This window comes from Acinetobacter sp. CY81, assembly GCF_059515925.1.
This window is the reverse complement of record NZ_JCAKNC010000001.1, coordinates 1-14731: the sequence shown is the minus strand read 5'-3', so window position 1 is coordinate 14731 and position 14731 is coordinate 1. Positions and strand designations below refer to the sequence as shown.

Annotated in this window: 14 protein-coding genes and 3 pseudogenes; 8 read left to right on the top strand and 9 right to left on the bottom strand. The window is 36.3% G+C overall.

Going from position 1 to position 14731, the window contains the following annotated elements:
- Positions 1-10 precede the first annotated feature (10 nt).
- The 3 genes from AC5YDM_RS00085 to AC5YDM_RS00075 are packed head-to-tail and all read left to right on the top strand — an operon-like array spanning position 11 to position 1350.
- Positions 11-631 (top strand): RNA polymerase sigma factor, encoded by a 621-nt coding sequence (locus AC5YDM_RS00085; RefSeq protein ID WP_496150534.1) that lies wholly within the window; start codon positions 11-13, stop codon positions 629-631.
- Complete coding sequence (locus AC5YDM_RS00080) at positions 621-950, top strand: hypothetical protein (RefSeq protein ID WP_496150089.1); 330 nt, start codon at positions 621-623, stop codon at positions 948-950. Before AC5YDM_RS00085 ends, AC5YDM_RS00080 begins: the two co-directional genes overlap by 11 nt.
- A complete protein-coding gene (locus tag AC5YDM_RS00075) occupies positions 940-1350 on the top strand; it encodes a DUF3106 domain-containing protein (protein WP_496150088.1) in 411 nt (136 codons plus the stop codon). The genes AC5YDM_RS00080 and AC5YDM_RS00075 overlap by 11 nt, the downstream gene beginning before the upstream one ends.
- Before the next feature lie 125 nt (positions 1351-1475).
- Here the strand turns inward: AC5YDM_RS00075 and rnk are convergent, their stop codons facing one another.
- Entirely contained in the window at positions 1476-1880 is a 405-nt protein-coding gene (gene rnk / locus AC5YDM_RS00070; protein ID WP_496150087.1) for a nucleoside diphosphate kinase regulator, read from the bottom strand.
- A 150-nt stretch (positions 1881-2030) separates the two neighbouring features.
- Entirely contained in the window at positions 2031-3281 is a 1251-nt protein-coding gene (glyA, locus tag AC5YDM_RS00065) for a serine hydroxymethyltransferase (protein WP_496150086.1), read from the bottom strand.
- Positions 3282-3831: 550 nt separating this feature from the next.
- Between glyA and AC5YDM_RS00060 the strand changes: the two genes are divergently transcribed.
- The 3 genes from AC5YDM_RS00060 to AC5YDM_RS00050 all read left to right on the top strand — a co-directional run bounded on the left by AC5YDM_RS00060 (position 3832) and on the right by AC5YDM_RS00050 (position 5993).
- The gene (locus AC5YDM_RS00060; protein ID WP_496150085.1) at positions 3832-4521 is read left to right on the top strand and encodes a putative quorum-sensing-regulated virulence factor; all 690 of its coding nucleotides are present in this window, start codon (positions 3832-3834) and stop codon (positions 4519-4521) included.
- A 112-nt stretch (positions 4522-4633) separates the two neighbouring features.
- The gene (locus AC5YDM_RS00055; protein WP_496150084.1) at positions 4634-5263 is read left to right on the top strand and encodes a hypothetical protein; all 630 of its coding nucleotides are present in this window, start codon (positions 4634-4636) and stop codon (positions 5261-5263) included.
- 433 nt (positions 5264-5696) lie between these two features.
- Entirely contained in the window at positions 5697-5993 is a 297-nt protein-coding gene (locus AC5YDM_RS00050; protein ID WP_496150083.1) for a hypothetical protein, read from the top strand.
- 570 nt (positions 5994-6563) lie between these two features.
- Here the strand turns inward: AC5YDM_RS00050 and AC5YDM_RS00045 are convergent.
- Together AC5YDM_RS00045 and AC5YDM_RS00040 are read right to left on the bottom strand one after the other, a co-directional pair.
- Positions 6564-7781: an MFS transporter gene (locus AC5YDM_RS00045; RefSeq protein WP_496150082.1), complete on the bottom strand. Its 1218-nt coding sequence runs from the start codon at positions 7779-7781 to the stop codon at positions 6564-6566.
- Between the two features lie 31 nt (positions 7782-7812).
- Positions 7813-8376 carry a TetR/AcrR family transcriptional regulator gene (locus AC5YDM_RS00040; RefSeq protein WP_496150081.1) on the bottom strand — a complete coding sequence of 188 codons (564 nt, stop codon included), beginning with the start codon at positions 8374-8376 and terminating at the stop codon, positions 7813-7815.
- A 681-nt stretch (positions 8377-9057) separates the two neighbouring features.
- Between AC5YDM_RS00040 and AC5YDM_RS00035 the strand changes: the two genes are divergently transcribed.
- Positions 9058-9789 (top strand): Fic family protein, encoded by a 732-nt coding sequence (locus AC5YDM_RS00035; RefSeq protein WP_496150080.1) that lies wholly within the window; start codon positions 9058-9060, stop codon positions 9787-9789.
- A 55-nt stretch (positions 9790-9844) separates the two neighbouring features.
- On the opposite strand, the pseudogene AC5YDM_RS00030 reads toward AC5YDM_RS00035, so the two are convergent.
- The 3 genes and pseudogenes from AC5YDM_RS00030 to AC5YDM_RS00020 all read right to left on the bottom strand — a co-directional run bounded on the left by AC5YDM_RS00030 (position 9845) and on the right by AC5YDM_RS00020 (position 12611).
- A pseudogene (locus AC5YDM_RS00030) lies at positions 9845-10776 on the bottom strand (IS5 family transposase).
- A gap of 946 nt (positions 10777-11722) precedes the next feature.
- Positions 11723-12301, bottom strand: a pseudogene (locus AC5YDM_RS00025) (VENN motif pre-toxin domain-containing protein); the annotation flags it as partial.
- A 37-nt stretch (positions 12302-12338) separates the two neighbouring features.
- A complete protein-coding gene (locus AC5YDM_RS00020) occupies positions 12339-12611 on the bottom strand; it encodes a DUF6966 domain-containing protein (RefSeq protein ID WP_496150079.1) in 273 nt (90 codons plus the stop codon).
- A gap of 40 nt (positions 12612-12651) precedes the next feature.
- Here AC5YDM_RS00020 and AC5YDM_RS00015 point away from each other — a divergent pair.
- Positions 12652-12954 (top strand): annotated as a pseudogene (locus AC5YDM_RS00015) (IS5/IS1182 family transposase); the annotation flags it as partial.
- 134 nt (positions 12955-13088) lie between these two features.
- Here the strand turns inward: AC5YDM_RS00015 and AC5YDM_RS00010 are convergent.
- Both AC5YDM_RS00010 and AC5YDM_RS00005 read right to left on the bottom strand, forming a co-directional pair.
- Positions 13089-13646: an Imm42 family immunity protein gene (locus tag AC5YDM_RS00010; protein ID WP_496150078.1), complete on the bottom strand. Its 558-nt coding sequence runs from the start codon at positions 13644-13646 to the stop codon at positions 13089-13091.
- Positions 13643-14731, bottom strand: a 1089-nt coding sequence (locus tag AC5YDM_RS00005) for a VENN motif pre-toxin domain-containing protein (protein WP_496150077.1), incomplete at its 5' end; no start/stop codon positions are given. The genes AC5YDM_RS00010 and AC5YDM_RS00005, both read right to left, overlap by 4 nt.

The window sequence follows — 14731 nt, the reverse complement described above, 5'->3', positions numbered from 1 at the left end:
TTCCATCTCTATGGATTTAGCACCGAAAAAATCTAAGCTTGACGATTCAAGTGTTCTTGTGAGCACGGCTGAACAACGCCTGAAGAATTTCATGCGAGAAGTTACTGGACGTGCCTTAGTAATGATGGAAAGCGCAACCCAAGGTCATAATGGGATTGCCATGGATCTAGTGCAAGAAGCCTTTATTTCACTGCATAAATCTTATTCGGATAAATCCACTGAAGAATGGTACCCCCTGTTCTATACGATTCTAAATAACAAATTACAAGACTGGCGTCGTAAGGAATCACGACGTGCTTTTCCATTTTCACTTTTCAAAAAAGCTGATCTCGATTCTGATGAAGATGAAACTTTGGATATTGTGGATGAGTCCACACCCAATCCATTACAATTTCTATCGCAAGAACTCACTATGGAAGAAATTCAGTCTGCTATTTCAAAACTCCCTGTACGCCAACAGCAAGCATTCATGTTGAGAGCTTGGGAAGGTTTTGATACCCATACAACCGCAGAGATTATGAACTGCTCAGATGGATCGGTTAAAACCCATTATCATCGAGCTATTCAAGGTTTAAGAAATTCTCTATCGCATTTAAACCCTCATTCAGGAGGTTCATTTGATGAAGAATAATGACGAATTTGCAAAGCAAGTAACGGCTAAGCTTGATCAACTCGCTCATAACCATAGAAATAAAGCAGTGGTCATGGATCATGTTTTGGAAAAAATCCAAACTAAATCCATCACTTCTCAATTTATGAATTGGAAAATCACAGGTTTTGCTTTAGCCGCAGCCATCACAGGTTTTGTTGTATTGCCGAACGCTGTTGATTTTGGTGAAAAACCCAATACCCAACAAGTGATTGTTAGCCCTAAATTATCTCCACAAATGATGGAAGATTTAGAGATGTTATCTGTATTTGGTGAGGATAAAGTCGTTCATGGCAGCTAAAAATTTAGCCTTGGCTTTTTGTGCACTAAGCTTCTTGCAGACCAGTTTTGCAGGCTATGAGCGTTTTTGGATTTTTTCTAAAGATGCCGATACTCAAGTCAGCGAAACTTGGGATGCCCTCTCAGACGATGAACAACGTGCTTTGATTAAACGCTATCAAAATCTTAAAGAGATTCCAGAAAGTCAAAGTGTTGAACTACAACAAAAAATGGATTGGTTCACACAACTGCCTGAACAAGAAAAATCTCAAATGCGTGAAGCATGGCAAAAAATGAGTTCTTCAGAGCGTAATGAACTTCGTCAAAAAATGCAGAAAGCGACAACGAACGAACAACGTAAAGAAATAAGAGAAAGTTATTTAACCAAATATATTGAAGAAACTGCGATTGCTCAAAAGTAATCACAATTATCTCGTGTACCTTATGATGAACTAAAACAATCTTAAATGTAATAAAAGCCCAATCTATTCTAGATTGGGCTTTATTTTGAACTCATGTTTAAATCAATATCTGGTCTATTGCTCGATTATAAGTAATGACCTTCACGCTCAGGTTGATAAAGCACTTTTTCAATTTTCACTTTCATCAAATGACCATCAGGTTGTGGCCACTCAATTTCCTGCCCTTCTGCCAAGCCAAGAATCGCTGCACCTATAGGAGCGATCACATTAACCTGTCCTTTTTCACCTAAAAATTCATGCGGGTAAACCAAAACAATTTCAGTTGGTTCTATAGCCGGTGCAATTGTAATCATGACACGCGCATTCATACTCACGACATTGCTAGGTACGTCTTTAGGTGCGACAACCTCCGCACGAGCCAATTCATTTTCCAAATGCTGCATGGTTGGCGTGAGTTTAGTTTGATGTTCAAGCATCGTTTCTAAACGATGTAGATCTTGTTCAGAAACAATAATATTTGGTTGATCCATGTATTCAATTCCTTATTCACGCAAGTCTATAAAATGCGTCTTTTTCATTTTTATCTATCAATCATTTATAGCAGAAAATATATCATTAGATAACTATTTATACCGACATAAAAAAAGCCTCCTTAAAGGAGGCTCCTTTTACAGTTTAACTTATGCGTAAACTGGGAATTTCGCACATACAGTTTCAACTTGTGCTTTCACTGTATTGATTACAGCTTCGTCACCTTTTGCATCAAGGATATCAGCAATCCAACCTGCAAGCGCACGTACTTCAGCTTCACCAAAACCACGTGTAGTTACTGCTGGTGTACCAATACGGATACCAGAAGTAACAAACGGAGAGCGTGGATCATTTGGTACAGAGTTTTTGTTCACAGTAATGTGAGCCGCGCCTAACCAAGCATCCGCTTCTTTACCTGTAATGTCTTGTTTGATTAAAGACAATAAGAATAAATGGTTTTTCGTTCCACCAGAAACAACTTCATAACCACGAGCGATAAGAACTTCAGCCATTGCTTGAGCGTTCTTAACCACTTGTTGTTGGTAAGTTTTGTATTCAGGCGCCATTGCTTCTTTAAAGCAGATTGCTTTAGCAGCAACAGCATGAACCAAAGGACCACCTTGGTTACCTGGGAATACAGCTGATTGAAGTTTTTTCTCGATTTCTTCGTTTGCTTTCGCAAGGATTAAACCTGAACGTGGACCACGAAGTGTTTTGTGAGTCGTAGTTGTCGTAACGTCAGCAATTTGAACTGGGCTTGGGTAAACACCCGCAGCAACTAAACCAGCAACGTGAGCCATATCTACAAATAGGTAAGCGCCAACTTTGTCCGCGATATCACGGAAACGCTGCCAATCAACGATTTGGCTGTACGCAGAGAAACCAGCCACGATCATTTTTGGCTTGTGCTCGATCGCTAAACGTTCAACTTCTTCATAATCGATCTCGCCTGTTTCAGGGTTTAGACCGTATTGAATTGCGTTATAAGTTTTACCAGAGAAGCTTACTTTAGCACCGTGAGTCAAGTGACCACCGTGAGCCAAGCTCATACCCAAAACTGTATCGCCTGGGTTAAGAAGCGCTAAGTAAACCGCAGAGTTTGCTTGAGAACCAGCATGTGGTTGAACGTTAGCATAGTCAGCGCCAAAGAGTTCTTTAGCACGGTCAATCGCCAATTGTTCGATAACGTCTACATATTCACAACCGCCATAATAGCGTTTGCCAGGGTAGCCTTCCGCATATTTATTGGTAAGTTTAGAACCTTGAGCTTCCATTACTGCAGGTGAGCAATAGTTTTCAGAAGCAATTAACTCGATGTGCGCTTCTTGGCGTGCATCTTCTTGAGTGATTGCTTTCGCGATTTCTGGATCAAATTCAGCAATTGAGATATTGGCAAACATTAGCGAGGTCCTATTAAATTAGGGCTTTTAAGCCGTGCTAAGATTGGCGCGTATTGTAGCATGAACTTTATGAATTTCGAGAATGAAGTTTCGTCAGTTTGCATTAAATATGATTCATTTTAAGCGATGATGTTTCAGTAGTGTTCAAAACAAGCCTTTGAAATATGATGAAAGATTTAATAAGTCTAATATTTAGAGGCGATTTAACCTTTTCATTATCTTAAATTGAATCATCAACTTATTTAAGACCCTTCGATAGAGTGTTCTTTATTCTATCTTTTAGAATATTTTAAAAGCCTTTTAAATGTCGATACTCGACTAAACCTCAGGTACTTATAAATCTTACTATCAGCATCCCCTTCTTTCTATATAAGGGTCTTATTTCAACTCATCCAATTAAAAAAACCAATTCAGCATCATTTCTGCTCAAACTCGTCTCTAAGCTTCAATTCATTTGAAAAATTTGCAGATTAATCACAAATTTGCCTGTGCCTGATTTAGTGAAAATGATAAATTATTTTCAAATATATTTGCACTGACGGAAAACAGCATGCAAGCCATTATTCTCGATACTGAAACGCATACATTGAATGGTTTACCCATCGAGATTGCATACGCACCGATAGAAATTGAAGCTGGAAAACTGAGTCTTGATCGCTCAAAAATGTTTGATCAACTTTATAGTATTGGCGATGAAAAAATCTCTTTTGCAGCGATGGCTGTCCATCACATTTTAGAAGCTGATATTGTAGATCAGCCTAATTTCGGTACTTTTACCCTTCCTACTGAAACGGTTTATATCATTGGTCATAACATTGATTATGATATTCGCGCGATTCAGACCTGTGGTGTAGATACCCAACATATTAAAGCGATTTGTACACTGGCTCTTGCTCGCCTTGTTTGGCCAGATGCTGAAGCACATAACATTTCAGCACTGATTTATATGATCAGTAAAGGCAGCGAGAAAGCCCGTGAAATGTTGAAAGGCGCACATCGTGCTGATGCCGATATTATTTTAACTGCGAATATTTTAATGCACATTGTGCACAAACTGAATATTCAGACAATTGAAGCGTTGTTCGAAGCTTCTGAAGATGCTCGTATACCTCGCTCAATTAATTTTGGTAAGCACCGTGGCACAGCAATCGTAGATTTACCAAGTGACTATGTTCAATGGTTAATGCGCCAAGAAGACTTAGACCCTTACTTAAGAAAAGCACTAGAATTGAGAATTTAATCACATTATAAATTATTGTTTTGTATAATTATTTAAAATCACAATGATGTAACAATAGTGTAATTTTCACATAGTATCTTCATCCCTAATTTGTACTTGAGGTCAATTAGGGATGAATGAATATTACAAAACTCAACTGGGCATAGACACCTTACAATCACGATCAAAAGATTTAACCGCAAGACAACGTCGGCTACTGGTATTGATTGGAACGGAAGACTTCACCCTACTCACTGATCAATTCAAGCAACGAATTGCACCACCTGAATTATTAGAACAACTGAGCAATTTAGGATTAATTTCTACGCCACATTTGGATCAAATGTCGCATCTTTCAGAAATTCAAGTGAAATTAGAAACAGCAACTCAACCACCGAATCAATTTCAAAATCCACTTGAAACTGCTGTTAGCTTATCTTCAACTGCAACTGTAATGCCTCAAATCAACCCATCAGAAAGTTCGATTCAATTGGTGCAAAAACAAGAACCAAACTCTCAAAATTTTGATGATTTAACAATTCATCAAATTCAAGCATTAATGATCGAATTACTAGAGCAATACTGTGGTCTTATGGCAAAGCCATTAATTTTAGAGATTAAAAAATCGAGTAATCTTGCTTCTTTAAAAATGTGTCAAATCCAATGGATCACACATTTGCAAGAGTCTCGAATCGCGCCTGCTTTACTCAATCAAAACCTACAACAAATCAATTATTCAATTCACCATTTGATGCATAGCTAGTGTGATTTTTCTGATCCATATTCATGCATCTGACTCATGAATGTTTAACTCTTAAATCAGATCATCAATAGCAATTCGTAAACTATAGATAAATAATCAGTTTACATTCTAAAACGTAGCATGTTGCCACCTAAAACAATCATCAAAGGCAAACCATTAAACTCGAATCATACTCAATAATTCTTTTATCCATAAATCATATAAATTTATAAAATCTTTAAAAAATAGAATCTTAAGATATATAAAGCCATCCTCTATAAACAATTCAAATCACTTATTATGATTGAATCATTAATTTCTTATTCTTGTGAATTAATTTAAATAAACGTAATAACAGCCTATATTGTTACATAACAATGCTTTTAAATTGAGTATATTTTAATCTATTATCAAGCCCATCTTCAAAATAATCATAAATCAATAGGATTTGAGCATGACGATCATCTTTAATCAAAAGCCTAACCATAAAGCAATTATTCTATCGAATCTCTATTCAAATGTAGAAGAAAGTATTGCTGGATTACGACTCATTGATTTCACCAACCGTTATTCTATCTCAGTCGATCCGATTTCACAGCATCATACGATTATCGAAAATGAAACTAAATCTGGATTAGCATTTCGCTTAGATAACAATGATATTGCCATCGCCAATCAAAGTCGCCATATGCTTTATCATTTATTAACAACTGTACTGAATCATCTAGATGGACAGGCTCAAAAAGCTTAAGTAATATTCATTCGTTGAGATAAATGAGTGATCGATAAAATTCGGTCACTTTTTTATGAACGTTGATTGGAGAATTTTGAGCGAAATACTCAATTGCTTCAACTTTAAAATCTAATGACTTTTTAATCTATAAAAATTCTAGCCATTAGAAAAGCCCGCATTTCTGCGAGCTTTTATGTTGGAAGGCTAGTGCTGATTTCTTGTATGATCTTATGATCAAACTCAACGAGCTGTCATTGATCCGTCCAACTTCTTCGTAGCGTCATACACGACCTACTGTAGTTTTAAAATAAGCCAGCGCTAAGATGAATGCAATTGATTTAACATTTCTGCACATTTTTAAAGCTAAAATATAATTGAAATTTTATTCATACAATTTAAAATAATGTACTTTGTAAAATCAATCATTACTCCACCAACACTGAATTTCTATATCTAAAAACACCCTATCTAAAAATATCCCATCCAAAATCGCGAATCTATTCAATCGAGTGTGTTCATTTTTATAGTGCAAAATTTTCAGTTCATACTTATTTATGCATTATCTAAGGCCAATTTTAAAATAAATTTTTAAGATGAAACTGATGTTTCTTTTAAAAGTCTTCGTGGCTTAGAAACGTAGTGTCTATAAATAAATATTGTCAACATCACCATGATTGCACAAAATAAATATGTATTTTCATAGCCCCAATATGCGATCAGCAATCCCATCATCACTGAACCTACAGCCAAACCAATATCAAATAACGTAAAGAATGTTGATATTGCATGCCCCATTCTCTGTCGATCTACGCTTTGAATCGCCAATGTTTGTAAACATGGAAATAGAGAACCATAGCCTATTCCAATAAAGACAGCAGAAAGCCATAGCACCCACTGATTGGAAATAAAGGTAATGATCACTAAACCAATGGCAAAGAAAATAAAAGAAGGATAAATGAGAGCATCTGGCCCTTTTCGATCATAGAATTTACCTACCCATGGTCGTACTACAAGCATCGATACTGCAAATACAATGAAAAATATACTGGTATAGGCCAATAGTTGTTTGGTTTCGCTAAATGCCGTAATAAAAGTCATCACACTTGAATATGAAAATGCGGTGAGTAACGCGACACATCCAACTGCGATTACTTTAAGTTCAATGATGTCATGCAAACTTAATTTTGATCTTTGAGCAGTGATCTGATTTTGTTCTAATGAGCGAGATTTTGGCGCTTCATTAATTTTTAACATCCAACTGAAGATCAACCCAATCGAAATTAAAATAGCCAACACACCAAATAACACCTTAAAACTGGCAAATTGGATAAGAGTTAATGCCAAGAGTGGTCCAAAGACTACACCTAAGTTGGTCGACATGACAAAATATCCCATGCCCTCACCTTTACGCTGTTCAGGAATAAACTCATTTGCTACAGGTACGGTCACCGTCGTCAGAATGCTGAACCAAACTCCATGTAAAAAACGGATCAATAAGAGCGACCACATACTATCTATAAGCAAATAACCAAATGCAAATAACGCAAAGATCAATCCTGCACTTCGCATGGTAAACCGCTTACCTAGCTTTTCAATAATCAAACCTGAAAAAGGTCTAGTGGCTATGGATGAAACTAGAAATATTGTGAGTGCTAACCCAGCTTCTTGAACTGAGCCTCCTAAATCTTTCATGATATAAATTGGCAAAACCGTCAGTAATGCAAAGTAATAAATGAATAAAAATAGATTATTCAGGATGCATAAAATGAATGAGCGATTCCACAATTGCTCAGTTGCTGTATACATATTGACCCACTTTTCAGTTGGCTTGCGAAGGCTAGCCTTGAATACGGACTGGAAGAAGCACCATTTGAACTAATTTACGAATGTAATCTTCATCTGGCATCTTGTTAAAAAAGATAATTTGATAATGAATTGGTCCATATAAACTATCGAGCATCAAATCAAACTCATAATCAGCGCGGATTTCACCTGACTGAATCGATTGCTGAATCAAATGATGCATTTGTTGACGGCGTGGTAGAAGATACTGAATGAAAAATGCAGCAGCCATTTCACGATGATTCGCCAAAACAACTAACAGTGCTCGACCTAAATGATGATCTAAAGCGTAGGACAGTCTGAGTAATTGCGAGACTAGGTTATCTTCTAAATTAAGTTTTTGATCTAAATCAAAAATTGACAAAGTATGTTGTTTAAAAGCATCTAAAACTAAGTCTGCTTTATGTTTCCACCATCGATAAATCGTAGATTTACCCACCCCCGCTCTCGACGCGACATCTTCTACGGTCAGCTGATGATATTCAACATCAAATAATGCATCTGAGACTGCTTTCAAAATTTCGAGTCTTTTACGTGAATGCTTATCTTCAATTGCCATTTAAATGTATTTCCAACAGATTTATAACGCCAAAATATCGAAACGATACGTATCGTTTTGATTTAATTTCATATTAAACTAGGTTTATGTGTTTGGCTATATAAAATTGCTTATTAGTAAAAAGAAAGCAAAATAGTAGAGTGAAAATATGACTAAAAAATATCAAAAACAAAATGTAAACATTTGAAAATTAAATACTTATTGAAAATTTATTTTCAGAGGAAAAGTCGAATAACCCAATATAAGGTTTTTAGATTTCAAAGCGGTTTAGAAATGGAAACTTAGTGATATTTGAAATAAACGAAAAGGTCTAGATTAAATATATAAAGCATTTGAAAAGATATATTTTATTATTTGAACTGGTGCGCTCAGCGCGCACCGAACTCAGGAAATATCCTATTGTTTTATATTAATAAAAATAAAATCTCGTTAAGCTTTACCGTAAAAAATACCGTAAAAAAATCTCTTAGCTTGTTCTAGAGAAGTGAGATTCCCTAAGACGACATGAATTTAGATCAAGGCATAAACCACGGACTTTTGTTCAAATCTTTCTTGGGAATTCGAAATTGTGTACTGAGTTTAACACGTAAATTCTAAATATAAAATGCAACAATATAACATTACATTTTATATTTATTTTTTTCATGTATCATTCAATGAGACAACTTCAGGGCTAAGGTTATGTTTGAAAATATTGATGCTTTAAAAATGAAATTAGATCAGCATCGTCCTCTTTCCCCTGCAATTGTAAAAAATCTACAAGAAGATCTTATTGTTCGCTGGACATATCATTCAAATGCAATAGAAGGCAATACGCTTACGCTACTCGAAACAAAAGTTGTTTTGGAAGGTATAACTGTTGGCGGAAAAGCATTACGAGAACATTTCGAGGCAATCAACCATAGAAATGCGATCTACTATGTTGAAGACATTATTCGCAAAGAAGAGCCTTTTTCTGAATGGCAGATTCGTAATATCCATCAGCTTATTCTAAAAAATATTGATGATGACAATGCTGGACGTTATCGCCAACAAAACGTATTGATTTCAGGTGCTACGACTACCCCTCCTCACTATACATCATTGAATGACGAGATGGTTCAGTTAGTTGATTGGTATAATTCGGAGGCACACAAGCTTCATCCTATTGAACGTGCTGCTAAAGTACATGCGGACTTTGTAGGCATTCATCCATTTATTGATGGCAATGGACGTACATCACGTCTTTTGATGAACCTTGAGTTACTCAAAGCTGGATACCCTCCCTGCGTTATTACTGTCGAAAATCGACTAGCCTACTATGAAGCATTAGATCAGTGGATGGCTTATGAAAAAACTGAGCCTTTCATTCAGTTGGTTGCTGAAGCTGTACTAGATGGGTTTAAACCATATCAGGTTGTATTAGGTCTTTAACTGGCTTTGTTGCTCAAAGATTTATATTTTAAATCATTCCCCAACTCACTCAAATTTAAGTTACAACTCGGGTATGAGGTCGGTCTAATTCCGTAAATTTATTCAATACGGCTATACGGGCATGTATTTCATTTCCTTGACTTTGAAAATGTCTGCAGTCAGCTTATCTCCTAATAATTTGATGCAGTGCATCTTGGTTTCAACCAGACTTCGCTGATGGTAGCCCGACCATTTTTTCCATAGTGTCCTGCCTAAACATTTAACAGTGCGAAGTACTTCATTTCGCTCTAGCGAATGAACTTTTTTATCTTTCCAAGGCTTGGCATTTTTTCTTGGTGGTATCACTGCATGTGCTTGCCGATCTGCAATGACCTGTCGGCATTGCTTGGTGTCATAAGCTCCGTCTGTATAGACTGAATCAATCTGCTCTTCCACCGGGATTTGATCCAGTAAATCACCAAGTACTTGCGAATCACTCACGTTATTGGTTGTAAGCTGAACAGCTCGTATTTGTAGGGTTTTAGCATCTATACCAATATGTAATTTACGCCATTGGCGACGATATTCAGGCTGATGTTTCTTACGCTTCCATTCGCCTTCACCTAAAAATTTTAAACCCGTAGAGTCGACGAGTAGGTATAACCCATCACGACTTTTTTGGTAGCTAATTTGAATATCAATATACTTTTGTCCTCTACAAAGCGTCGTGAAGTCTGGTGCTGTCCAGTCTAATCCGCAAAGTTTAATTAAGGTTTGAACAAAGCCTGTAACCATGCGTAAAGTAAGTCTAAATAGAGATTTAATCATCAAACAGCATTGAATCGCTATGTCGGAGTAGGTTTGGTTTCGACCTTGCTTGCCTTGTGGTTGCGCATACCACTGAGTGTTTGGATCAAACCAAATGGCAATATTTCCACGATTAATGAGTGCTCGGTTGTATGTAGACCAATTTGTTGTACGGTAGATTTTAGGTGTAGGTTTCTTCATCTGAAAATTATATTTCTGAAAAAGCCCTTAAGAACAGCTTTGTGCAACAAAGCCAATTTTTAATGCAACATAATTTACTGTCGCTCAAAAATACTGAGCTTGTATATTTTGCAATTGTCTTAAATATTTACTATCCGTTTTGAATTTACTCGATTTCATCCATTTTTTCCTATATCTAATAATGCTAGAGATTTGAGCATCTTCATAACCAAACTCCACATTACAACATGGACAAATTTCAAATGTTGGAGTTTCTCCATCCTGCCCCCACGGAAAAAAGTCTTCATCACAATATCCACAAACTCTACAAGTATGTAACATGTTATTGTGCATTAAAATACTCCAGATTATTTTTATATCCATGGTCTTTTGGATCTGGTCTAAATACAGTTCTAGGAAGTCCATCCTTTGTTTTCACAGCAAATGTATTTGTACTAGGTTGATAAAGTACACTATCACCGTTCTTTCTAACTTTTTCTAATGTATCTTTGGGTGGGTTAGTTACAAAATTTTGTGCAAAACGATAATAATCATTTTGGGACATTAACGTAGGGAATTCATCTTTATGTTTTTCCCAATGTCCTGCCAAATTAATATTATTTGAAGCCTTCTTAGCGGAAGTCCAATTAACACTTGTTTCACCATCACGATAAAAATTATTCTCAATTTTTGTCGCAATATCCTTACCATATTTTTTCCCAATATTCTCAAATGCTTCATCCGTTAATTTAATCGGTCCACTTAACGTTTTAGAAAAACCTAAACCTAGCATTGCAACTTTAGCTTCTTGTATTTCCTTTGGCGTAAAATGCTCCTTAGTTATAGGGTCATATTCTGCACCCATTGCAGCTGCTAGCTGCCTTATTGTTAAATCATTAATTACCAGTAGAGTTTTTTCACCCAAAGTTTTCTCGGGTATTGGACAAACATATCCTGTCGGACAAGAAAATTTCTCTTTAGTATTTTCTTTAACTACCTGCCCATAATTCTCATCAATAATTGAAAATCCATTATTTTCCACCGCATTCTGAGCCACTTGACCACTTTGCACACTTGAAGCCACATCACCAGTGCTTGCACCTACACCAGATGCAACCAAACTAGTAATCGCACTTACCGTTCCTTTCTCATCTGCAGTTAAGTCTTTGGCTTCTTTTCCATACAAATATTTTGAAAGTAACGGTGCTGATGCTTCTGCTCCACCCGCAGTAACTCCTGCAAGGAGTGCATCATTACCACCTGCTGCTGCAACCGCCGCGCCCAACACAGTGTGCGCTAAAATATGCGCTGCACTTCCTTCACTATTATTGGATTTGAAATATTGCCCAATCTCATAGCTGAGTTTAGGACTTACTGTTGCGGCTGCTATACCTAAGCCACTGCTCGTTGGTGCTGACAAACCTGCTGAAATACTATCGACTAATATTCCTAAGGTTTGAAGTTGTTGCTGTTTCTTGTCGAACTCAGCTTGACTCAGTGTTCCTGCTTCCTTAGCTTTTTTAGCTTCATCTAACTTTTTATTAATTTAGCTCTAACTGCCAGTAGATTTACGTTCAATTGAGTCATACTAAGCACAAATCATAAAGATCATTCCGTAATTTGGTAAATTTGTCATTTTCATAAAGTGGATATTCTCCATTTTTTTCTAAAACGATGTCATTAAATGAGCCCATTCCAGCATAATTCCTTAAAATATCGTGCTTAACTTGAGAAAAATTTGAATCAATTTCCGTCAAAAAACGTTTAAATGCTGTTGACCAATATGTTAAGTCAAATTCTTCAAGCAAATTAATCATTTCACTTATAATTAATTTTATAGATTGAACTTCATTCATTTTAGAGGCTTCTCACTGATTACTTTTACTCAAGGGTAATCCTCCCATAAAGAATGCAAAGCCAAGGAAAGATCAGCAAGCGAGACTTAATAGAAAAGGAATGAGTTAATGAAGACCGTCAAACGGTTAGGCAGATCGCTTTAGAAAAGATGGTTCGATTATAATCGTCGAAGTTTAGTGAAAGCCAAGGTGCATTGCATCAAATCTTAGGAAGCATGGCTTCTCAGGCAATAAATTAACGGCAAGGAGTTTGCCTCGCCAGGTGAATAAGATTCATGCATGTGTAGCGGTCTTAAATAGATTTATGGAATTGGGTCGCCCTCATACCCAAGTTGTCTCTTGAATTTAACTTACTTAGCATAGATCTGCCTTTCAAACCTTTATGCAACAAAGCCCTATGTACTTTTCAAATCTTCCATCAAAACAAGTCTCAGTTTACAACGATATAAAATTAGGCTTATCCATGATTCCGGTTAATTATGGTGTATAATCATATTTATAGGATAAAAGCTTATCTATAATTTCATTCAACTCATTTTTTATTAAAAAACATTCATTGATTTCATAAATACTTAAATCACTCAACTGTAAATAATCTGACTCCATTGGATATATATAAGAAATCAACCTAACGCTCTCTTCATGTCCAATACAGAACATTTGATACCGCTTACTTCCTACACTACTACTTTCCAACTGTGCATCAAAAAGCAGCTCATTATAATCATAATAAGTGAAATCCTTGTTTTCAAACTCTTCTTCCGTCTCAGCAATATAATTATAATATCGATAATTCATCATTCTTTTAAAACACTCATCTAATGGAAGTGAGTAATATTCCTCATGATCAGGAGTATTAACTAGAGCACCTCCCACAACTAAGTCTTTTTGGGTATACAACATGACTGTTCCATCAGAAATATAAGATTTATTATTGATTATAAACCCTCCAAAACAATCATAATCATCCACACCTGAAATATAAGTCACAGGTTCAATGAACAGCGCAAATTTCTCGGGGTTTCCAAAAATCATAATCTTTTTACCTTTTTAGGATCTAGTCCAAAATGCTTAATAACATCAGGTGGAATTAATCCCCCATCTGATCTTTGTTGTACAGGCTGATCTTTTCCAGTTCGCCCAGCCCAATGCCATGTTTTAGAACCACTACCTTCGTAAGTAAATTGATGTATATTACCTTGAGAGTCAACAGCATATCGTTTCTTTCCAGATTGATAAGAATTGCTGAATAACTCTAATGAGTTTTTAGGTTCAATTCCTGCATTTGGACGATTTCCTTCCCCGCCTAGTGTATGTTTAGAATTAGATTTATATATTAAACCATTGTCAGCTTTAGTCGGCTCAGGAACAGGATATTTGGAACCTGTATTGCCCTTACCTTTTATTGCTTTACCTGCTCCAATAGCAGATACAGCCATTGCTAACTTGGCAGCATCTTCATCAGATATATTATATTTTGTCTTAAACTGTCGAGCTAACTCAACATTAAATACAAAGCCTTCTGCATCTACTTGCTGAGCCAACAATCCACTTTCATAAACTGCTGGTAAATTTTGTGTATCAGCTAAAGCTTTCTTTATTTCATTTCTATATTCGACTATAAATCCATATTCTTCTTTGCATAAGATAGCATTCACTGAACATACTGCAGCTAATTGTTTATCTTGATCCAATGCTATCTTTTTATATTTTTCTAAAATTTTTTGTTCACAATTAACATTTGTTTTACAAAGGTCCATTTCTTTATCAAATTGCTGAATTTGACTAACTGTTAAATAATTATTCTCCACTGCATTCTGAGCCACTTGACTACTTTGCACACTTGAAGCCACATCACCAGTGCTTGCACCTACACCAGATGCAACCAAACTAGTAATCGCACTTACCGTTCCTTTCTCATCTGCAGTTAAGTCTTTGGCTTCTTTTCCATACAAATATTTTGAAAGTAACGGTGCTGATGCTTCTGCTCCACCCGCAGTAACTCCTGCAAGGAGTGCATCATTACCACCTGCTGCTGCAACCGCCGCGCCCAACACAGTGTGCGCTAAAATATGCGCTGCACTTCCTTCACTATTATTGGATTTGAAATATTGCCCAAT